This window comes from Mycolicibacterium cosmeticum (genome assembly GCF_000613185.1).
Lineage (GTDB): Bacteria > Actinomycetota > Actinomycetes > Mycobacteriales > Mycobacteriaceae > Mycobacterium > Mycobacterium cosmeticum.
In genome coordinates this window covers 493,779-516,741 of the sequence record NZ_CCBB010000001.1, presented here as the reverse complement: position 1 = coordinate 516,741, position 22,963 = coordinate 493,779, and the positions used below count along the sequence as shown (strand labels likewise).

The following is a 22,963-nucleotide window of genomic DNA, read 5'->3' as shown; positions in this document are numbered from 1 at the left end:
ATAAGCTAGGTTAGGCTAAATTTACCTGGTGCTTACGTCGACTCTCAAGGTGAGGCAAAGGTGACCGTGGAGACCAGAGCGGAAAACGTTGTGGTACTTCCGCTGGCGCTGCCGCCGGGTATCACCCCCGCCGATGTGGTGGCCGAACTGGCCAGGATGGCCGAGGGTGACGGCCACGAGTACCTCGTCTACGAACACCGCGGCCAGTGGATCCTGGCAAGCGATGTCCGGGTGGCCATCGAACTGGACTCCGACGAACTGCGGTTGATCACCGACGGCGTGGTGACCCGGCAGTCCTGGACCGGGCGTCCCGAGGTGGTGCTCGGTGAGGCGGTCGACCGGCTGCTGCTGGAGGGCCAGCGGGTGTTCGGTTGGGTGGCTTTCGAATTCGGTGCCTATCGATTCGGCCTGCAGGAGCAGCTGCCGCCGGGGACACCGCTGGCCCGGCTGTTCCTGCCCGGCAGCCAGGTGATCGTCACCGAGACCCAGGCCACCGTCGTCGACGGCGACGCGACCTACCCGGCGGCCATCGACCGGTTGATCGCCAAGGGCGTGGCGCCGACACCGGCCCCGCGGCCACTCGACGTCAGCGCCGACACCGCGGCGTACCGAACCAGGGTCGCCACCGCGATCGACGAGATCCGCACCGGCCGGTACCAGAAGGTGATCCTGTCCCGGCGCTTCGACGTCCCGTTCGCCCTGGACTTCCCGGCGACGTATCGGGTGGGCCGCCGCAACAACACGCCGGTGCGTTCTTTCCTGTTGCGATTCGGCGGAATTCGCGCGCTGGGTTACAGCCCCGAACTCGTCGCCGCCGTGCACGAGGACGGCACCGTGCTCACCGAACCGCTGGCCGGCACCCGAGCACTCGGGCGTGGCGCCGACCAGGACCGCGCCGCCCGCGACGAGCTGGAATCCGACTCCAAGGAGATCGTCGAGCACGCCATCAGCGTGCGCACCTCCATGCAGGAGATCTCCGAGGTCGCCGAACCCGGCACCGCCATGGTCTACGACTTCATGACCATCCGCGAGCGGGGCAGCGTGCAGCATCTGGGGTCCACCGTCGGCGGCCAGCTGAGCTCGTCGCTCGACCGGATGGATGCGCTGGCGGCGTTGTTCCCGGCCGTCACGGCCTCGGGGATCCCCAAGGCCGAGAGCGTCGATGCCATCCTGCGGCTGGACCAGACCCCGCGCGGGCTGTACTCCGGCGCGGTGGTGATGTTCACCGCCGGCGGCGAGATGGATGCGGCGCTGACCCTGCGCGCGGTCTACGAGCAGGACGGCGCGACCTGGTTGCGGGCCGGTGCCGGCATCATCGCGGCGTCCAACCCGGACCGCGAGTTCGAGGAAACCTGCGAGAAACTCACCACGCTGGCACCGCATCTGGTGCCGCGCAGCTGACCCGCTTCAGCCGCTGTGCGGCTGATCAGCTTCAGCGGGTCAGCTGCCTCAGAATGGCCTTCTTGTCGGTCTTGCCGACCGCGGTGGTCGGCAGGGACGGCATCGCGACCAGGGTGTCGGGCCGCGAGTGTGCGGCCACCCCGCGGCTGTCCAGGTAGGCGTTCAGGTCGGCCAGGCTGACCGGGGCCCCGCTGAAAACCACCACCGCGCAGATCTTCTCGCCGAGGAACTCGTCGGGCAGCGGTACGGCGGCGGCCGACCAGATGCCCGGGTGTGTGATCAGGTGTTCCTCCAGGTCCAGCGCCGACACCGTCTCCCCGCCACGGGTGATGACATCTTTGACCCGGCCGGTCACCTCCAGATAGCCATCGGCGAACCGTCGGACCCGGTCCCCGCTGCGGTAGAAACCGTCGGGGCTGAAGGAGCGGGCGTTGTCCTGCGGGGCATTGAAATAGCCGTTGATGGTGTAGGGCCCGCGCACCAGCAGTTCACCCTCGACGCCGGGAGCCACCTCCTGGCCGGCCTCGTCGACCACGCGCAACTCGTCGAGCTCCGACAGCGGGCGGCCCTGGGTGTGGTCCAGTAGCTCGGGGGAGTCACCGAGCCGGGTGTAGTTCAGCAGGCCCTCGGCCATCCCGAACACCTGCTGCAACCCGGGCGTCAGCGCGGCGCGCACGGTGGCCGCGTCGTCGGCGCCCAGTTTCGCGCCGCCAACCTGAAGCAGCCGTAGCCCCTTGGGGGCCAACGGCTCCCAGTCGCAGGCCGCCGACCACAGTTTGGCCAGCGCGGGCACCAGCGCGGTGACGGTCACCCCGTGCCGGTCGATCACGGCGAAGGCGGCCTCCGGTGACGGGTCGGTGGTGAACACCGTGGTGGCGCCGACACTCAGGGCGCCGAGCAGGCCGGGGCAGGCCAGCGGGAAATTGTGCGCGGCGGGCAGCACCACCAGGTACACGTCGTCGGATGTCAGCGCGCACAGTCGGGCACTGGCGGTGAAGTTGTAGACGTAGTCGTCGTGGGTGCGGGGGATGAGCTTCGGTGCGCCGGTGGTGCCGCCGGACACCAGCAGCAGCGCCGGAGTGTCGGTGGCCGGCGCGACGACGGGTGGCTCGGCATCACTTTCCAGCGCGGACCACGGCAGGAACGGACCCGGCTCGCCGTCGACGATGACGTGGCGCACCGCCGGACGGGCCGCGACGAGCTCCTCGGCCATCGCCCGGTAGTCGAATCCCGCTGCGCTGTCGGCGATGACCAGGGCGACCGCGTCGCTGACCGCCGCGAAATGGGTCAGTTCGGCCAGCCGGTGCCCGGGCAGGCACATCACCGGCACCGCGCCGGCGCGCAGCAACCCGAACAGCGCGACGGCGAAGCGCGCCGAATTCGGTAGCTGGAGCAGGACGCGGTCACCCGGCGCGATGCCCAGCGCCGCGAAGCCGGCCGCCGCGCGGTCGGCCAGCTCATCCAGTTCGGCGAAGGTGTGCGCGGACGCGGCGTCGGCCACGGCGATATTGCCCGGCCAGGTAGCTGCCGCCGTGCGCAGGATCTCGTCGATGGTCCGGCCGGTCCAGTGGCCGGCGGCCCGGTAGTGCGCCGCGCGGTCGGCCGGGAACGGCCGGAACCCGGCCGCCAGGGTGGTCTGTGCTGCGGATTCCGCCGGTTGCGGCGTGGTCAGGGTCACGAGGCTGCCCTTCGGGGTAGGCGTGTTCGGTAGTCCGAATATAGGGTAGCCTTCTCGAAATTAGGGCAGCCTTTGCTAAGCGATTGGACGGCGTTGGGAGGCGTGATGAGTGTTGCTGTGAATGCCTCGGAGATTTCAGAGACCATCCGGCAAGAGATCGCCGATCTGCTCGGCATCACCGCCGCCGACATCGACCCCGAGGTGGACCTCGTCAGCCAGGGGCTGGACTCCATCCGGATGATGTCGCTGGCCGGGAAATGGCGGAAAAAGGGTATCGACATCGACTTCGCATCACTCGCGGCGCAACCGTCGGTGCGCGCATGGTCGGAACTGATCGGCGGGGATGACGTCCACGCCGCCGCCGAAGCCGTTGACATCGAAGAGGATTCGAATTCCGGCGAGCCGTTTCCGCTCGCGCCGATGCAGCACGCCATGTGGATCGGCCGGGAAGGCGATCAGCAGCTCGGCGGGGTCGCCGGCCACCTGTACGTCGAATTCGACGGCGACACCGTCGATTACGACCGGCTCAGCCGGGCCGCGACCAAACTCGCCGAACGGCATCCGATGTTGCGGGTCGAATTCCTGCCCGACGGCACGCAGCGCATCGGCGCGGTGCCGCAACCATTCCCGGTGCAACTGGTCGATCTGCGCGAATCCGGTGACGTCGAAGCAGCACTGGCGCAGATCCGTCGTGCCAAGTCGCACCAGCAGCTCGAGCACGGGGTGTTCGAGCTGGCACTGACCCTGCTGCCCGGCGGCCGCTCCCGGCTGCACGTCGACCTGGATATGCAGGCCGCCGACGCGATGAGCTACCGCACGCTGATGTCGGACCTGACGCGGCTGTACAACGGCGCCGACCTGGCCCCGCTCGGATACACCTACCGGCAGTACCGGCTCGCCGCGACCCAGCAACCCACCGACGGGTCGGCCGACGCCGATCGGCAGTGGTGGGCCGAACGCATCCCCGAACTGCCGGACCCGCCGCGGTTGCCGGTGGTGCCCCAGGCCGAGCAGGCCGACCCGCGCCACACCACCCGCCGTCATCATTGGTTGGACCCGCAGACCCGCGACGCCCTGTTCGATGCCGCCCGCCGGCGCGGCGTCACACCCGCGATGGCCCTGGCTGCCTCGTTCTCCGATGCACTGGCCGGGTGGTCGGCCGAACCACGCTTCCTGCTCAACGTGCCGATGTTCGGCCGCGAACAGCACCACCCCGACGTCGACGCGCTGGTCGGTGATTTCACCTCGTCGTTGCTGCTCGACATCGACCTGCGCACCGCCGACACGGCCGCCGCCCGTTCCCGCGCCGTGCAGCAGGTGTTCCGCAGCGCGGCCGCGCACGCCGCCTATCCCGGCCTGTCGGTGCTGCGCGACCTCAGCCGCCACCGCGGCACCCAGGTGCTGGCACCGGTGGTCTACACCAGCGCGCTCGGCCTCGGCGAACTGTTCGCCGCCGAGGTCACCGACACCTTCGGTAAGCCGGTGTGGATCAACTCGCAAGGCCCGCAGGTGCTGTTGGACGCCCAGGTCACCGAATTCGACGGCGGCATCCTGGTGAACTGGGACGTCCGCGAGGACGCGTTCCCCGCCGGGCTGATCGACGCCATGTTCGACCGGCACATCGGCGAACTGCTCCGGCTGGCCGCCGACGACACCGCCTGGGAGACCACCCGCGCCCCGCTGATCAGCGCCGAGCAGCGCGCCGTTCGGGAGCGGCTCAACGGCACGACCGCCGACACCGGTGGGCAACCGCTGCACGCCGGGTTCTTCACCTCGGCCGCCGCCAACCCGGACGCCACCGCGGTCATCGGCTCCGCCGGCACCCTGACCTACGCCGAACTGCGCGAGCAGGTGCTGGCCGTCGCCGCCGCCCTGCACACCGCGGGCATCAAACCCGGTGACACCGTGGCGGTGCTCGGCCCCAAGGGCGCCGACCAGATCACCGCGCTGCTCGGCATCCTGTCCGCCGGCGCGATCTACCTACCGATCGGCGTCGATCAACCGACTGAACGGGCCGAGCGCATCCTGCACACCGGCGGCGTGCGGATGGCATTGGTGTGCGGTGACCAGGAACCCAGTTGGCTGCCCGCCTTGACCATCCCGGAGGCACTGCGGGTGGGGCGACGCGCGGTGGCCAACGACCCCGGGTTCGCGCCCGTGCTCGCCGACCCGCAGGAACTGGCCTACGTGTTGTTCACCTCCGGGTCGACCGGTGAACCCAAGGGCGTGGAGGTCAACCATGCCGCGGCGATGAACACCGCCGAATTCCTCTACGGACACTTCGGGATCGGGCCGGATGATCGGTGCCTGGCGCTGATGACCCTGGAATGCGACCTGTCCGTGCTCGACGTATTCGCCACCCTGGCCACCGGTGGCGCGATCGTCGCCGTCGACGAGGCGGACCGCCGTAACCCCGACACCTGGGCCCGGTTGATCCACGAGCACCGGGTCACCGTGCTCAACTTCCTGCCCGGCAGCCTGGAGATGCTCGTCGAAACCGGAACGGCTGACCTGCTTTCTGCACTGCGGGTGGTCCTCACCGGTGGGGACTGGGTGCGCACCGCCATGGTGCGCCGGTTGCAAACCCAGGCGCCCGGGGTCCGGGTCGCCGGACTCGGCGGTGCCACCGAAACCGCGATCCACGCCACCATCCACGAAGCCGGCACCGACATGCCGGCGGCCTGGACCGCGGTGCCCTACGGCGTGCCGTTCCCGAACAACGCTGCACGCGTGGTCAACTCGTTCGGCGCCGACTGCCCGGACTGGGTGCCCGGGGAACTGTGGATCGGCGGGCGCGGTATCGCGTCCGGTTACCGCGGCAAGCCGGAGCTGACCGCCGAACGTTTCGTCGAGCACGACGGCCGGCGTTGGTACCGCACCGGCGACCTGGCCCGGTACTGGCCCGACGGCACCCTGGAGTTCATCGGCCGCGCCGATCACCGGGTGAAGATCAGCGGGTACCGCATCGAACTCGGTGACGTCGAGGCGGCGCTGCAGCGCATTCCCGGTGTGCGCGCCGCGGTCGCCGGCATCGTGCCCGCGGCCGGCGCCCGGCGCGCCGACGTGCTGGCCGCACTCGTCAGCCTCGACGATCCCGGGCTGGATATCCCGAGGATCACCGCGTCCATCGCCGAACTCGTTCCGCCGCACATGATTCCGCGGCACATCGAGCTGGTCGACCGCATCCCGTTCACCCTCGCCGGCAAGACCGACCGCCGTGCCGCCGCCCGGATCCTGGCCGAGGTGGTCGGCGACGGACCGGACGCCGACCGCAGGATGCCGGTCACCCCGGTGCAGCGGGCGCTGGCGGCCATCATCGGCGAGCTGCTCGGCACGTCGAGCATCGGTGTCGACGACGACTTCTTCGCGCTCGGCGGGGATTCGGTGCTGGCCACCACCGCGGTGGCGCGGATCCGGGAATGGCTGGACACCCCGACGGTGATGGTGCCCGACATCTTCGCCACCCGCACCGTCGAGGCCCTCGCCGCGCGCCTGACGGCGCGGGAAGCCGGCAGCGACCGGCTCGACCAGGTCGCCGAGCTGTATCTGGAGGTCGCCCAGATGGACGACGCGGACGTGGTGCACGCCCTCGACGCCGCCGCGGCCTCGTGACCGCCGCGGATCTCACGTTCGCGCCCTGGGTCAAGCGGTACTCCCGGGGGCAGGAGCGAAGCGACCGGGGGATCGGTTCAGCCGGCGCGCCGACCCTGGTGTTCCCGCACGCCGGTGGCGCCGCACTGGCCTACCGATCGCTGGGCACCGCCCTGGCGGCGGCCGGTGCCGACGCCTACGTCATGCAGTACCCGCAGCGCGGTGACCGGCTGACCCACCCGGCGCCGGCCACCGTCACCGAACTGGCCGCCGACCTGTTCGACGCCGGCAGTTGGGATCGGCTCGGGCCGCTGCGGCTGTTCGGGCATTGCATGGGCGCGGTGGTGGCCTTCGAATTCGCCAGGGTGGCCCAGCAGCGCGGCGTCGAGGTGGCGGCCCTGTGGGTATCGGCCAGCGAAGCGCCCGCCGCGGTGGCCGCGTCACCCGCGCTGCCGATGGCGCAGGACGAGATCATCGCCGAGATGGTCGATCTCGGCGGCACCGACCCGCAGCTGCTGGAGGACGAGGATTTCGTGGAGCTGCTGCTGATGGCGGTCCGCGCCGACTACGCCGCGTTCAACCGGTACAGCTGCGCCGACGACGTGCGCATCGACGCCGACATCCACACCCTGGGCGGGGACCGCGATCACCGGATCAGCGAAACCATGCTGCGCCGCTGGGCATCCCACACCGCTGGTGCCTTCACCTGTTCCATCTTCGACGGCGGGCACTTCTACATCAACGACCACACCGCGGACGTGGCGGAGCTGATCAATGAGCTCTGATTCGCCGCGATACGACGACGATCCGGTGGTGATCGTCGGGATGGCGGTCGAGGCGCCGGGCGGTGTCGACACCGCCGACGCGTTCTGGGACCTGCTCGCCGAGCAGCGCGAAGCGCTGGGGCATTTCCCCACCGACCGCGGCTGGGCGATCGCCGAGCTGCTGGACGGGTCCCTGCGCGACGGCTTCAAACAGATCCACGACCTCGGTGGATTCTTGGACAGCGCAGGCGATTTCGACCCGGCCTTCTTCGGCATCTCACCCCGCGAGGCGGTCGCGATGGACCCGCAGCAGCGGGTCGCGCTGCGGCTGGCCTGGCGCGCCATCGAAAATGCCGGCATCAATCCCGACGATCTCGCCGGCCACGACGTGGGCTGCTATGTCGGCGCCTCGGCACTCGAATACGGGCCGCTGCTGTCGGAATTCTCCTCGCACAGTGGTCATCTCATCACCGGGACCTCGCTCGGGGTGATCTCCGGGCGGATCGCCTACACCCTGGACCTGGCCGGACCCGCACTGACCGTCGACACCTCCTGCTCCTCGGCGCTGGCCGCATTGCACACCGCCGTCTGGGCCCTGCGCGCCGGTGATTGCGATATGGCGCTGGCCGGCGGCGTCTGCGTGATGGGCAGCCCGGGTTACTTCGTCGAGTTCTCCAAACAGCACGCCCTCTCCGATGACGGGCACTGCCGTCCCTACAGCGCCCACGCCAGCGGCACGGTGTGGGCCGAAGGAGCGGGAATGTTCCTGTTGCAGCGCAAGTCCGCCGCGATCCGCGACGGCAGGCCGGTGCTGGCCGAGGTACGGGCCACCGCCGTCAACTCCGACGGCCGCACCGTCGGTCTCACCGCACCCAGCGGCACCGCGCAGGAACGGCTGTTCGGCCGGGCCATCGCCGCGGCCGGCCTGACCCCCGAGGACGTCGGCATGATCGAGGGCCACGGCACCGCCACCCGGCTCGGTGACCGCACCGAACTGCGCGCCCTGGCCCGCACCTACGGTGCCACCGCGCCGGGCGCCGGCGCCCTGCTGGGCTCGGTCAAATCCAACATCGGGCACACCCAGGCCGCGGCCGGGGCGCTCGGGCTGGCCAAGGTGATCGTCTCGGCGCAGCACGGCTCGGTGCCGGCCAGCCTGCACACCGACGAAGCCAGCCGCGAAATCGACTGGGAGAGCCAAGGTCTGCGCCTGGCCACCAAGCTGACACCGTGGCCGGCCACCGACGGCGTGCGGATCGGTGCGGTCTCCGCGTTCGGGATGAGCGGCACCAACACCCATGTCGTGGTGGCGATACCGGATGCGGGGGACGGCCGGTGACCGCACTGCCCGACGGACGCGTGCCGGTACTGCTGAGCGCGCACGCCGAGGACCTCATCGCCCAGGACGCCGCCGCCATCGTGCGATACCTGCAGCGGCGGCCCACCGACGTCGCCGCCGTGGCGGCAACCGTGCTGCGCACCCGCCGGATCCGCAAGCACCGCACGGTGATCCGCGCCGCCGATATCGGTGAGCTGACGGACGCCCTGCACGCGGTGGCGACCGGCGGTGACCACCCGCTGGTGGCGCGGTCCGCGCAGCCGGCGCACAACCTCGCCTTCGTGTTCCCCGGCCAAGGCAGCCAGTGGCCGTCGATGGGCGTCGAGGCCTACGACCGGCTGCCCGAATACCGGGCCGAGGCCGACCGCTGCGCGGCCGCGTTCGCGGCCGCCGGGCACGCATCGCCACTGGATTACCTGCTGGCCGAGCCCGGCGCGGCGACCAACGATTTCACCCAGGTGCAGATCCAGGGCGCCCAATTCGTGCACGGGGTTGCCCTGGCCCGGGTGTGGCGGTCCTGCGGCGTGCTGCCCGATATCACGGTGGGGCACAGCCTCGGTGAGATCGGCGCCGCCCATGTCGCGGGCACCATCACCCTGGAGGCGGCGGTCGGCGTCGTCGCCGCACGCGCCACCTTGCTCGACGGACTGACCGGGCCCTACCGCGTTGCGGTCCTCGGACTGCCGCCGGAGGCGGCGGAGCAGGCCGTCGCCGGCACCGACGGCTGGGCCGAGATGTCGGTGGTCAACTCGAAGTCCTCCGTGGCGGTGTCGGGCGACACCGCGACCATCGCATCGCTGGTGCGCGATGTCACCGACCGCGGGTTCTTCGCCCGTGAGATCGAGATGTGGTTCCCGGCGCACACCAGCAAATTGGACCCGCTGCGGTCCGAGCTCGATGCGCTGCTGCCTGCCGGCGAATTCGCCGAGGCCCCGGTCCGGTTCATCGGTTCGGCCACCGGTGCCGTGGTGGCGGCGGGCACCGATTTCGCCGACTACTGGTACACCAACCTGCGCAGCACCGTGCGGTTCGACCGTGCCGTCGCCGCGGCCGTCGACGGCGGTGCGCGCACCTTCGTCGAGCTGTCCGCGCACCCGGCGCTGCTGTACGCGCTCGGCGACGTGGTCGACGACCTGGAGGTCGCCGACGTGCTCGCCGTAGGCTCCGGCCGGCGCGACGAACCGGTCACCGACCGGCTGGCGGCCAATATCGCCGCGGTCGCCGTCAACGATCCGGGCTACCGCTGGGCCGACCACGTCACCGGGTCCACCGCGAGCACCGGGGCCATCGCGCCGCTGCCGAACTTCCCGTTCGCCCCGATGCGCTCCGAACACCTCTGGGCCACCCCACTTCCCCTGCCACCGGTCGCGGGCATCAGTGTGGCCGTCGAACAGTGGCAACCGCATGTCCCGGCCAGGTCCGCCGCCCGGCGGGCCGCGGTCATCGGCGCGGACAGCAACCTCGGCGCCGCGCTGACCCACCGCCTGGCCACCGCGGAGCCCGCGGACGCCGATCTGCTCATCGTGGTGGCCCCCGCGCTGGACGGCACCGACACCGTCACGGCCGCCGGAGCACTCGCCGGCCGGATCGAATCCGGGCTGCTCGACTACGCCGACACGCTGAGCGGTACCGACCGCGACGTATGGCTCGTCACCGTCAACGGGGAACAGGTCCGCCCCGGCGACCCGGCGCCGCTGCCCGCACAGGCCGCGTTGGGGGCCATGCACCGCAGCCTGGGGCTGGAATTCCCGGACCACCGCTTCGGCCACCTGGACCTGCCGGACAGCACGCTGGACGAGGCCGCGGTGGACATCTTGCTGGGCCCGGCCGGTGAGTTCGCCATCCGGGACGGCATCGCCTACCGGCGGTCCACCCGCGACGAACAGATCAGCACCCCCGCGTGGACACCGGACTCCGGCGTGCTGGACGAGGTGGTGATCACCGGCGGCACCGGTGTCGTCGGCCTGCACCTGGCCCGCTACCTCGCCGAGCAGGGTGCGCGCCGCATCGTGCTGCTCAGCCGCGACGGTGTCGACGGGACGGAGCTCGCCGAACTGAGCGCCGACATCGTCGCCCCCCGCTGCGATATCACCGACCCGGCCGCGTTGGCCGCCGCCATCGCCGAAACAGGTTCCGCCGCAGCGTCTTTGGTCATCCACGCCGCGGGTGCGGCCACCATCACCGAGCACCGACAGCTCACCGCGGCGGCGTTCGCACAGACCGTGGCGGCCAAGGTCACCGGATTCGACCGGTTCGCGGCCGCCTGGCCGCTGCGCACCGACGCCCGAATCCTGTTGTGCTCGTCGGTATCCGGACTCTGGGGTGGGCGAGGTCATATCGCCTACGCCGCCGCCAACCGGTTACTCGACGTGCAGGCCGCCCAGCACCGGGCCGCGGGCCGCCACTGCACGGCGGTGCGCTGGGGCCTGTGGCCGGGCACCGGCATCATCGACGCGGACGAGATCACCAAGGTGCAGCGCTCCGGCCTGGTGGCCATGGTCCCGGACCGGGCCGCGCATGTCTGCCTGCGGGACTGGGCGGCCGACCCCCTGGTGTTCTCCGCCGACCCGGGCCGGTTGCACACCTTCCTCGGTGGCGCGCACGACGGTGCCGCCGTCCCCGAACCGGCCCTCGCGGCCACGGTCGGCAGCGATCCGGCCGGCGCCGTGCGGACCGCACTCGGGGCGGTGTTGAAGGTGACCGATACCGGCGCGCTGGACCTGGCCGAATCGTTACTCGACCTGGGCGTCGATTCGTTGTTGGCCCTCGATCTCCGCAAGAAACTCATGCAGGCCACCGGGCACAAGGTTCCGCTGGCCACGATCCTCGGCGGCGTCACCGGTACCGAGCTGATCGAGCATCTGGCAAAGACTGATCTCCACAAGACCGATAAGGAAAGCACTGTCGCGTGACTGATATCGCAGATGCCACCACCACCACCGGGCAGGACGCCCGGCTCGAGCTGATGCGGCGCAAACTCGCCGAGCGCGGGTTGTCCGCCGCGCAGGCCACCGAACCGGATCCCGCCGCACTGTCCGACGGCCAGCGTCGGATGTGGTTCGTGCAGAGCGCCGATCCCACCGGGGTGTTGCTCAACGTCTGCGTCTCCTACCGGCTCACCGGACCGGTGGTCCCCGCGCAACTGCATGCGGCGGTCGACGCCGTCGGACGCAGGCACCCGATCCTGCGCACCACCTACGCCACCGACGAGACCGGCGAACCGGCGCCCACCGTGCACGACGCTCTGCGTCCGGGCTGGGCCTACCACGACGTGTCGGACAAGTCCGAACGGGCGCGCGCGCTGCGGCTGGAGGTGCTGGCGCAGCGGGAATTCGGCACCCCGTTCGACCTGCGCACCGACTCGCCGCTGCGGATCACGCTGGTGCGCACCGGCACCGACGAACACGTGATGCTGCTGGTGGCACACCACATCGCCTGGGACGACGGATCCTGGCGGGTGTTCTTCGCCGACCTCACCCGGGCCTACGAAGGTGCGGACCTCGGCCCCACCCCGCGCCCGCCGGCGCCCGTCGCTGACACCACCGACGAGGACCTGGCGCACTGGCGCACCGTGCTGGCCGACCCGCCCGAGCCGCTGGAACTGCCCGGCCCGTCCGGGTCGGCCGTGCCGACCGGATTCCGTTCGCAGCTGAGCACGTTGGCGCTTCCGGCGGGCACGGTGGACAAGGTCGCCGCGCTGGCCCGCGACACCGGCGCCACGCCGTACATGGTGCTGCTGGCCGCATTCGGGGCGCTGATCCACCGCTACACCCACACCGACGACTTCCTGGTCGCCAGTCCCGTGGTCAACCGCGGTACCGACGAGGCGATCGGGTACTACGGCAACACCGTGGCGATGCGGTTGCGGCCCAGGGGCACCCAGAGTTTCCGCGATCTGGTCACCGCGGCGCGCGACACCGCCCTCGCGGCGTTCGCGCACCAGCGCGTCAACCTGGACCGGGTGGTGGCCGAACTGAACCCGGACCGGCGGCACGGCGCCGAGCGGATGACCCGCGTCAGCTTCGGGTTCCGCGAACCTGACGGCGGTGGCTTCCGGCCTGCGGGCATCGCGTGCACGCGTGCCGAGCTGCGCAGTCACGTCACCCAGCTGCCGCTGGGTTTCATGGTGGAGTGGAACGCCGACGGGGCCACCGTCGAGGCCGAGCACCTCACCGAGATCGTCGACGCCGAGCTGGCCTCGAACATGTTGGCGCACTTCGCCGTTCTGCTGGACAACGCCCTGGCGCAACCCGACACCCCGGTGCAGCGTCTCGGGCTGTTCACCGCCGAGGACGAGGCCTGGCTGCGGGCCGTGTCCCAGGGCGAGCGCTTCGACACGCCGCCGACCACGTTGACCGCACTGGTGCAGGACCAGGCGGCCCGCACCCCGGACGCCGTCGCCGTGGTGTACGAGGGCAGGCAGTACAGCTACCGTGAGCTGAACGAGGAAGCCAACCGGGTGGCGCACTGGCTGATCGGCCAGGGGGTCGGCACCGAGGACCGGGTGGCGGTGCTGCTGGAGAAATCGCCGGAACTGGTGATCACCGCGCTCGGCATCGTGAAGGCCGGCGGGGTGTACCTCCCCGTCGACCCGGGCTACCCCGAGGACCGGCTGAGCTACATCCTGTCCGATTCGGACCCGAAAGTCGTGATCCGGGAACCCGTCCCGGATCTGGAGAGCTTCAGCACGCTTGATCCCACCGACGCCGACCGGGTCCGGCCGTTGCTGCCCGGCAACACCGCCTACCTGATCTACACCTCCGGCTCGACCGGTCTGCCCAAAGGCGTTCCGGTGCCGCACCGACCCATCGCCGAGTACTTCGTCTGGTTCGGGGACGAGTACCAGGTATCCCAGGACGACCGGCTGCTGCAGGTGGCCTCCCAGGGTTTCGACGTGTCGATCGGCGAGCTGTTCGGCATGCTGGCCGCCGGGGCGCGGCTGGTCATCCCCAAGCCCGGTGGTCTCGGTGACATCGGCTACTTGACTGCGTTGCTGCGTGACGAGGGCATCACCTCCATGCACTTCGTGCCGTCGCTGCTCGGCCTGTTCCTGTCCCTGCCCGGCGTCAGCGAATGGCGCAGCCTGCAACGCGTCCCGATCGGCGGGGAGGCGCTGCCCGGTGAGGTGGCCGACAAATTCCACGCCACCTTCGACGCGCTGCTGCACAACTTCTACGGCCCCACCGAGACGGTGCTCAACTGCACCCGGTTCAAGGTCGAGGGCAAGCAGGGTGCCCGGATCGTGCCGATCGGCACGCCCAAGATCAACACCACCATCCACCTGCTCGACGACGCGCTGCAGCCGGTGCCGGTCGGTGTGATCGGCGAGATCTACATCGGCGGAACCCATGTCGCGCACGGCTACCACCGCAGGCATGGCCTGACCGCCGAACGCTTCGTCGCCGACCCGTTCAATCCCGGCGGCCGGATGTACCGCTCCGGTGACCTGGCCCGCCGCAACGCCGATGGCGATATCGAATTCGTCGGCCGGGCCGACGAACAGGTCAAGATCCGCGGCTTCCGCATCGAACTCGGCGAGATCGCCGCCGCGATCTCGGTGGACCCGTCGGTCGGGCAGGCCGTCGTGGTGGTCAGCGACCTCCCGACCCTGGGTCGCAGTCTGGTCGCGTACGTGACGCCGGCCGCCGACGGCGACGCCGTGCAGGTCGACCGGATTCGCGCCCGGGTGGCCGCGGCGTTGCCGGAGTACATGATCCCGGCCGCCTATGTGGAGATCGGCGAGATCCCGATCACCGCACACGGCAAGATCGACCGCAACGCGCTGCCCGAACCGGAGATCTCCGCGGGCACCGAATACCGTGAACCCGGCACCGACACCGAACGGGTCATCGCCGGGTTGTTCGCCGAGCTGCTGGGCCGCGTGCGGGTCGGCGCCGACGACTCGTTCTTCGATCTGGGCGGCCATTCGCTGCTGGCCACCAAACTCGTTGCCGCGGTGCGGGCGCGGTGCCGCGTCGACATCGGTGTGCAGCAGGTCTTCGAGCTGGCCACCGTGGCGGCGCTGGCCGCACATATCGATACCGCACGCGCCACCGGTGGTGGCAGCGACCGGCCCGACATGACTCGCGTAGACCGCACGGGGCCGCTGCAGATGTCCGCGGCGCAGTTGCGGCAGTGGTTCCAGTTCCGCATCGACGGACCGAACCCGGTCAACAACATCCCGTTCGCGGCGCGGCTCACCGGACCCAGTGATGTCGAGGCGTTCGTCGCCGCGATCACCGACGTGGTGGACCGGCACGAGATCCTGCGCACCACCTACCGCGAAATCGACGGCGCACCTTACCAGATCGTCAACCCGAGTGAACCGGTGCCGGTGCGCCGCGCCCGCGGGAACGACGACGCCTGGCTGCAGCGTGAACTCGACGCCGAACGCCGCCACTGCTTCGACCTGGAACACGACCGGCCCATCCGCGCGGCCGTGCTGAGCACGCCCGACCATCACGTGCTGTCCCTGGTGGTGCACCACATCGCCGCCGATCACTGGTCGGCCGGTGTGCTGTTCACCGATGTGCTCACCGCCTACCGCGCCCGCCGCGCCGGCGCAGCGCCGGAATTCGAACCGCTGCCGGTGCAGTACGCCGATTACGCGGCGTGGCAGGCCGAACTGCTCGCCGGAGATGCGCTTGCCGCGCAACGCGACTACTGGACCGACCGGTTGTCCGGGCTGCCCGAGGAGAACGGGCTGCGGCCGGACTTCCCTCGCCCGCCGGTACCGACGGGCGAGGGTGAGGCGCTGAGCTTCACCATCGACGCCGACACCCGGGCCCGGTTGGCCGAGTTGACCCGCGAACTCGGCATCACCGAGTTCATGCTGCTGCAGGCCGCCGTCGCCGTGGCGCTGCACAAGGCCGGTGAGGGCACCGACATCCCACTGGGCACGCCGGTGGCCGGCCGGACCGAACCGGAGCTGGATCAGCTCATCGGGTTCTTCATCAACATCGTCGTGCTGCGCAACGACCTGTCCGGTAACCCGACGGTGCGGGAGGTGCTCCGGCGTGCCCGCGAGATGGCGCTGGCGGCGTATGCCCACCAGGACCTGCCGTTCGACCGGGTGGTGGATGCGGTCAGCCCGGTCCGGTCGCTGTCGCGCAACCCGCTGTTCGGGGTCGTCGTGCATGTGCGTGAGGAGCTACCGGCCGACCGGGTCATCGACTCCTCCACGGACGGCGAGACCCGGTTCACCGCACTGGAACCCACATTCGACGTGGCGCACGCCGACCTGTCGCTGAACTTCTTCGCCACCGCCGCGGCGGGTTACCAGGGCACCGTCATCTACCGCACCGAGCTGTACCAGCGGGCCACCGCACAACGCCTGGTGGACTGGCTGCTGCGGGTCGTGGACGCCTTCGCCCACCACCCCGACCACACCCTGCGCGATATCGCGATCGGCGGTGCCGAGCAGGTGGCACAGTGGAGCGCCGCCGCTGCCCCCGAGCCGGGGTTGCCGCAGACCGCAGGGGCGAACCGGGTGTACCTGCTCGACGAATGGCTGTCCCCGGTCGGGGCGGGAGTGATCGGCGACGTGTACTACGTCGGCGGCGCCATCGACGAGGCGTACCAGAACTCCTCGGCCGCGGCAGGATTCCGGTATCCGGCCAACCCGTTCCTGCCCGGCACCCGGCTGTACCGGACCGGTGACCGCGCCCGCTGGAGCGACACCGGGGCACTGGAGTACGTGGCGCACGGTGACCACCGGGCGCAGGCTGCCCTGGAAGCGGTGGCCGGGGTGGCGGCCGCGCTCACCCGGTATTGGGACACCCGCACCGGCGCGGTGCTGGCCGGCTACGTGGTGCCGGCCGACCCGCAGGTTGACGTCGCCGCATTCGCCGACACCGTGCGCGCCGCACTACCCGAAGAGTTTGCGGCGCTCCGTATCACGGTGCTCGACAGTCTCGACGGGGTGGTGCTGCCGCGTCCGGTGCTGGCCTCGTCGGGCCCGTTCGAACCGGCCGCGACCGACACCGAACGCACGCTGGCCGCGATGCTCACCACGCTGCTCGGGGTCGAGGAGTTCGGTAGGCACGACGACTTCTTCACCCTCGGCGGGGACAGCATCCTGGCCGTGCAACTGGCCGCCCGCGCCCGTGACAACGGGGTGCCGCTGACGGCACGGATGGTATTCGAGCATCCGGTGCTGGCCGAACTGGCGGCCGCGCTGGACGCCAAGGCCGGGCAGGCGCAGGCCGCCGACACCCGGCACGCCCCGATGTCGGCCTCCGGGTTGTCCGCCGATGAGCTGGCCGAGCTGACGGCTGGGTGGCAAACACCATGACCGATGCCCCGGCCATCCTCGATGTGATGGCCCTCAGCCCGCTGCAGCAGGGGCTGTACTCGCTGGCCGGCCTCACCGACGGCGGCGCCGATCCGTACTTCATCGCGATGGCCGCCGACGTCGAGGGCAGCCTGGACGCGGCGCTGCTACGGTCCTGCGCCGAGGCGATGCTCGAGCGCCACCCCAATGTCCGGGTGAGCTTCTTCCAGGGCAAGCTCAGCCGTCCGGTCGCGGTGGTGCCCGCGACTTTCGACCTACCCTGGCAGCATGTCGTCGTCGACACCGAGGCGGAAGCGGCCGCCTTGGAGGACGAGGCGCGCCGCCGCCCGTTCGATCTGGTGCGCGGCCCGGCGATCCGCTTCCTGTTGGCCGAGATGCCGCATTCCCGGTGGCGTTTGGTGGTCGTCGCGCATCACATCGTCATCGACGGATGGTCGCTGCCGGTGTTCGTCGGTGAACTGCTCGGGCTGTATCGCGCCGGGGGTGACCTGACGGCGCTGCCGCCGCAACCCCGGCCGTATCGCGACTACATCGGGTGGCTGGCCGCCCGAGACCCGGAGGTCAGCCGGCAGCGCTGGCGCGCCCACCTCGCCGGCCTGGACGGCCCGACCATGCTGGCCCCCGCGCTCTCGGGCCGGGAGGCCGCGCCCGGGCTGCCGCGGCGCACCGAGGTGACCCTCGACGAGGCCGGCACCACCGACCTGCTCGACGCCGCCCGCGCCCGCGGCGTCACCGTCAGCACGCTGTTCCAGATGGCCTGGGCCACAATCCTGTCCGCGTGCACCGACCGATCCGATGTGGTGTTCGGGGTGACGGTGTCGGGCCGGCCCGACGACCTGGCCGGGGTCGAATCGATGGTCGGTCTGTTCATCAACACCGTGCCGCTGCGCGTCCGTCTCGACCCGGCGGGCCGCGTCGGCGCGCAATGCCTTGCCCTGCAACGGGAGGCCGCCGAACTGCGCGACCACGGCTACCTCAGCCACACCGAGCTGCGGTCGGCCGGCGGGATCGGCGAGTTGTACGACACCCTGTTGGTGTACGAGAACTTCCCGCCGGGCGGTCTGGTCGGCAGCGGCGACTTCGATCTCGGCGGTGCGGTGATCCGGCCGTCCGCGCTGGAAAGCCTGTCGCATTTCCCCATCACCATCGCCGCGCATCCCACGCACGGCCGGCTCACCGTGCTGGTCGAAACCCTGGACGGTGCACTGGGTCTGGTGGACCCGCAGACCCTCGGGCACCGGGTGCTGGCGGTGGTGCGCGGTCTGCTGGCGCACTGGGACCGCCCGCTGCGCGAGGTCACCGTCACCGTCGGCGACGAGGCCGCGGTGGTGCCCGCCAAGGACACCCACACCTACCCGGGCGGATTCCACACCGCCTTCACCGAGGCCGCCGCCGACCGGTTGGGCGCGGTCGCGCTGAGCTGGGCCGGCGGGGAACTCACCTACCGGCAACTCGACGAGGCCGCCGACCGGCTGGCCGCCGAACTGGTCCGCCGTGGGGTGTCCACCGAGACCCCGGTGCCGATCCTGCTGCGCCGCGGGCCCGACTACGTCGTCGCCATGCTGGCCGTACTCAAGGCCGGCGGCATGATCGTGCCGTTGGATCCCGGCATGCCTGCCGCCCGCATCGACGAGATCATCGGACAGACCGGTGCCGCGGTCATCGTCGATGACACCGTCCTCGCCGCGGTCGCCGATGCGCCGATACCCGAATTCACCCCCGCACCGGTGCGGCCGGGGCAGGGCGCCTACATCGTGTTCACGTCCGGTACCACCGGAAAACCCAAGGGCGTCATCGGGACCCACCAGGCCCTGTTGGCCTACGCCGCCGACCATGCGCGCAACGTGCTGCGGCCGGCCGGACGGCGGCTACGCATCGCGCACGCCTGGTCGTTCACCTTCGACGCCGCCTGGCAACCGCTGGTGGCGCTGCTGGACGGGCACTGCGTCCACATCGTCGGCGACGCCGTGCAACGCGACGCCGAGGCGCTGGTCGCCGAGATCGCCCGGTTCCGCCTGGACATGATCGACACCACCCCGTCGATGTTCGGCCAGCTGCGGGCCGCCGGGCTGCTGAGCACCGTCCCGCTGGCGGTGCTGGCCCTGGGCGGTGAGGCCATCGACACCGCGGCCTGGCAGGCCATCCAGGCCGAATGCGCCCGCACCGGGGTGCGCGCCCACAACTGCTACGGCCCCACCGAAACCACCGTGGAGGCCGTCGTCGCCAGGATCGCCGACCACCGGCAGCCGTGCATCGGGCATCCCACCGACCCCACCAGCGCGCGGGTGCTGGACGGCTGGCTGCGGCCGGTGCCCGACGGGGTGGCCGGCGAGCTGTATCTGACCGGTGGTCAGCTGACCCGGGGATATCTGGGCCGGATGGGGGAGACCGCGGGCCGGTTCGTCGCCGACCCGTTCGTTCCCGGTGCCCGGATGTACCGCACCGGTGACGTGGTGCGCCGTGGGCCGGACGGCGCGTGGGAGTTCATCGGCCGCAGCGACGATCAGGTGAAGATCCGCGGCTTCCGGGTCGAACCCGGTGAGGTGGCCGCGGCCCTGCACCGCCATCCCGACGTGAGCCATGCACATGTGGCGGTGCGCCGGCACCGCAACGGTCCGCGGTTGACGGCCTATGTCGTCATCAGGGCGAGCGAAGCGACGGGGAAAGGTGGCGGGGCGAGCGAAGCGACGGGGAAAGGTGGCGGGGCGAGCGAAGCGACGGGGAAGCGCACCGCCGGGCTGCGTGGGCATCTGGCCACTACGTTGCCCAGATACCTTGTCCCGCATCACATCATCGAGGTGGACCAGATCCCGTTGACCGCCCACGGGAAGGTCGACGACGCCGCATTGGCCGCGCTGGACGCCCGGCACGACGGCGACGAGGTGACCGGCCCGGCCACCGCCACCGAGACGGTGCTCGCCGAGGTGCTCGGCGACCTGCTCGACGTGCAGCGGGTGGACGTCACCGCGGATTTCCTCGACCTCGGCCTGGACAGCATCGTGGCGCTGTCGGTGGTGCAGGCGGTGCGCCGCCGCGGTATCCCGGTGCGGGCCCGGCTGATGCTGGAATGCGCCAGCATCCGTGAACTCGCGCAGGCCCTGGATGCCGACGCCGCGGAAGCGGCCGAAGCGCAGGCCGATCCGGAGGACACCGGCCCGATCCCGTTGCTGCCCGCCGGGCATTGGCTGCTGGCGCACGGCGATTCGCGCCGGCTGGCCCAGACGGAGGCGATCCGGCTGCCACCCGGAGTGACACGGGATCGGCTGGACACGGTGTTGCGCGCCGTGATCGACGGTCACGAGGCGCTGCGTAGCAGGCTGGACCCCGCCACCATGACCCTCGTCGCGCATCCGGTCGGCGAGGTGCTGACCGAGGCTTCGGTCTCCGGTGACCTGGTGACGGCCGTCGCCCAGCACACCGAGCACTCGCTGGCGCGCCTGGACCCGGCGGCGGGGGAGATGCTGCGCGCGGTGCTGCTGCACCACGACAGTGGTGCCGACGTGCTGCTGCTGACCGCGCACGTCCTGGCCATGGACCCGGCGTCGTGGCGGATCGTCCTCGGTGAGCTGGAAACCGCTTGGCATGCGGTGGCTTCCGGTCACCCGCCGCCCCCCGTGCGGGAACACACGTCGTTGCGGCGGTGGTCCAACATCCTGGCCGAGCGCGCCCTGAAGCTGGACACCTGTGACTTCTGGGAGGCCCAACTCGTCGGTGACGATCCGGAACTGGGCAGCCGCCGGGTCTGCCCGGCCACCGACCGGGTCGGCGATGTGGTGGTCAGCATGTCGTTCACCGATCCGGAGGTGACGGCCCGGGTGACGGCCGGTGTGGTGCCCGACCTGCTGGCGGCGGCGACCGCCCGGATGATCACCGCCTGGCGACGGGCCCGCGGACAGGCGACACCGGCGCCGCTGCTGGCATTGGAAACCCACGGCCGCGCGGATGCCGTCGTGGCGGCGGGGCTGGCCGACGACTCCGGCCGGATCGACACCGGTGACACCGTCGGCCTGCTGAGCGCGATCTACCCGCTGCGGGTCGCCGACGACACCGTGGCGCCGATCCCCGGCGACGGTATCGACTATCCGCTGCTGCGGTACCTGCGCACCGACACCGCGGAACGGCTTGGGGCGCAACGTGATCCGCAAGTCCTGCTGAACTATCTGGGCCGCATCCACCACGCGGGTGGATCCGACGCCCTGCTGCCCGACCGGGACCTGCTGGCCAAGTTGTCCCCGACCCCGGAGCCCGGTCTGGCGGTCCGCCACGAGCTCACGCTCAACGTGGCGCTGCTCGAACGCGACGGGGTGCCCGTACTGGGTAGCCAGTGGCGCACCCTGCCCGACATCCTGTCCGCCACCGACGTCGCCGCCTTGCAGGCGATGTGGCAGGACGCCTTACGAGAGGTGATCGCAACATGACACAGAAGCTGGCCATCATCGGTGCCGGCGCCAAGGCCGTGGCCGTCGCGGCCAAGGCGGCCGAACTGCGCGCCATGGGGGTGGACGCCCCGGAGGTGATCGCGGTGGAACGCACCGCGATCGCGGCCAATTGGCAGGCCGCCGGCGGCTGGACCGACGGAGCGCACCGGCTGGGCACCGGCCCGGAGAAGGATGTCGGCTTCCCGTACCAGTCGGCCCTGGTGCCGCGGCGCAACGCCGAACTGGACGAGCGGATGATGCGGCACAGCTGGCAGTCCTATCTGATCAGCACGGGGCAGTTCGCCGAATGGGTGGACCGCGGCCGGCCCGCACCCGCCCACCGGCGGTGGAGCCAGTACCTGCAGTGGGTGGCCGACCGGGTGGGAATGTCGGTGACGCTGGGGGAGGTCACCGGGATCGGCTTGCAGCACGGCGATCCCGGGTCGGGCTGGGAGCTCACGACGCGGGAGCAGACTGTGCGTGCCGACGCGTTGATGATCACCGGCCCAGGGCAGGCGGAGCGCTCGCTGCTACCCGGTAACCCGCGGGTGCTGTCCATCGCGCAGTTCTGGCATCGGGCCGCCGCGCAGGAATTGATCGCCGCGGACCGGGTGGCGGTCATCGGCGGCGGTGAGACCGCCGGCACCATGCTCGACGAACTGTTCCGGCACCGGGTTTCGACCATCACCGTGATCTCGCCGCAGGTGACGTTGTTCACCCGCGGCGAGGGTTTCTTCGAGAACACGCTGTATTCGGACCCCACCCACTGGGACGGGCTGACCCTGGCGGAGAAGCGGGACGCGATGAACCGAACCGACCGCGGGGTGTTCTCGGTGCGCGTGCAGGAGGCGTTGCTCGCCGACGACCGGATCCGGCACCTGCGCGGCCGGGTGGCCCATGCGGTGGCCCGCGACGAGCGCATCCGGCTCACCCTGGAGACCGAGCGGGGCAGCGAGCGGTTGGAGACGGTGCACGGTTTCGATCTGGTGATCGACGGGTCCGGCGCCAACGCGATGTGGTTCCAGCCGCTGCTGCGCCAGGAGGCCCTCGATGTGCTCGAGCTCGGGCTCGGCGGCCCGTTGACCGGCGACCGCCTCCAGGAGGCGATCGGCCACGACCTGGCCGTCGAGGATGTCGAGCCGAAACTGTTCCTGCCCGGGCTCGCCGGGCTCACCCAGGGGCCGGGCTTCCCGAATCTCAGTTGCCTGGGCCGGTTGTCCGACCGGGTCCTCGGCTCGCCCGCGTTCACCACCGTTGCCAAGAGGAGCAGCCATGAGCACCAATCCGTTCGATGACGAGAACGGCACCTTCTACGTCCTGCTCAACGACGAGGAGCAGTACAGCCTGTGGCCGGCGTTCGTCGACGTGCCCGCCGGCTGGCGGGTGGTCTTCGGCGAGAGCACCCGGGCCGACTGCGTGGCCTACGTCGAGGAGAGCTGGACCGATCTGAGGCCCAAGAGCCTGCGCGACGCGATGTCCTGA

Annotated in this window: 10 protein-coding genes; 9 read left to right on the top strand and 1 reads right to left on the bottom strand. The window is 70.8% G+C overall.

Annotated features, from left to right (window positions below):
* Positions 1-66: 66 nt before the first annotated feature.
* Positions 67-1,401: a salicylate synthase gene (locus BN977_RS02515; protein WP_407661185.1), complete on the top strand. Its 1,335-nt coding sequence runs from the start codon at positions 67-69 to the stop codon at positions 1,399-1,401.
* Positions 1,402-1,432: 31 nt separating this feature from the next.
* On the opposite strand, the gene BN977_RS02510 is transcribed toward BN977_RS02515, so the two are convergent.
* Positions 1,433-3,079, bottom strand: a complete 1,647-nt coding sequence (locus BN977_RS02510) for a (2,3-dihydroxybenzoyl)adenylate synthase (protein ID WP_036396194.1) — start codon at positions 3,077-3,079, stop codon at positions 1,433-1,435.
* A 105-nt stretch (positions 3,080-3,184) separates the two neighbouring features.
* Between BN977_RS02510 and BN977_RS02505 the strand changes: the two genes are divergently transcribed.
* From BN977_RS02505 to BN977_RS02470, 8 genes are read left to right on the top strand one after another with little or no spacing between them, the layout of a single operon-like run.
* A complete protein-coding gene (locus tag BN977_RS02505; RefSeq protein WP_036396192.1) occupies positions 3,185-6,691 on the top strand; it encodes a non-ribosomal peptide synthetase in 3,507 nt (1,168 codons plus the stop codon).
* Complete coding sequence (locus BN977_RS02500; RefSeq protein WP_024453384.1) at positions 6,688-7,455, top strand: thioesterase II family protein; 768 nt, start codon at positions 6,688-6,690, stop codon at positions 7,453-7,455. The genes BN977_RS02505 and BN977_RS02500 overlap by 4 nt, the downstream gene beginning before the upstream one ends.
* Entirely contained in the window at positions 7,445-8,770 is a 1,326-nt protein-coding gene (locus BN977_RS02495) for a beta-ketoacyl [acyl carrier protein] synthase domain-containing protein (protein ID WP_036396190.1), read from the top strand. Before BN977_RS02500 ends, BN977_RS02495 begins: the two co-directional genes overlap by 11 nt.
* On the top strand, positions 8,767-11,682 hold the full coding sequence (gene mbtD / locus BN977_RS02490; protein ID WP_036396188.1) for a mycobactin polyketide synthase MbtD: 2,916 nt from the start codon (positions 8,767-8,769) through the stop codon (positions 11,680-11,682). The genes BN977_RS02495 and mbtD overlap by 4 nt, the downstream gene beginning before the upstream one ends.
* Positions 11,679-17,063 (top strand): non-ribosomal peptide synthetase, encoded by a 5,385-nt coding sequence (locus BN977_RS02485; RefSeq protein WP_036396186.1) that lies wholly within the window; start codon positions 11,679-11,681, stop codon positions 17,061-17,063. Before mbtD ends, BN977_RS02485 begins: the two co-directional genes overlap by 4 nt.
* Entirely contained in the window at positions 17,060-21,481 is a 4,422-nt protein-coding gene (locus BN977_RS02480) for a non-ribosomal peptide synthetase (RefSeq protein WP_036396184.1), read from the top strand. Before BN977_RS02485 ends, BN977_RS02480 begins: the two co-directional genes overlap by 4 nt.
* On the top strand, positions 21,478-22,776 hold the full coding sequence (gene mbtG, locus BN977_RS02475) for an NADPH-dependent L-lysine N(6)-monooxygenase MbtG (protein WP_036396182.1): 1,299 nt from the start codon (positions 21,478-21,480) through the stop codon (positions 22,774-22,776). The genes BN977_RS02480 and mbtG overlap by 4 nt, the downstream gene beginning before the upstream one ends.
* On the top strand, positions 22,754-22,963 hold the full coding sequence (locus tag BN977_RS02470) for an MbtH family protein (RefSeq protein WP_024453378.1): 210 nt from the start codon (positions 22,754-22,756) through the stop codon (positions 22,961-22,963). The genes mbtG and BN977_RS02470 overlap by 23 nt, the downstream gene beginning before the upstream one ends.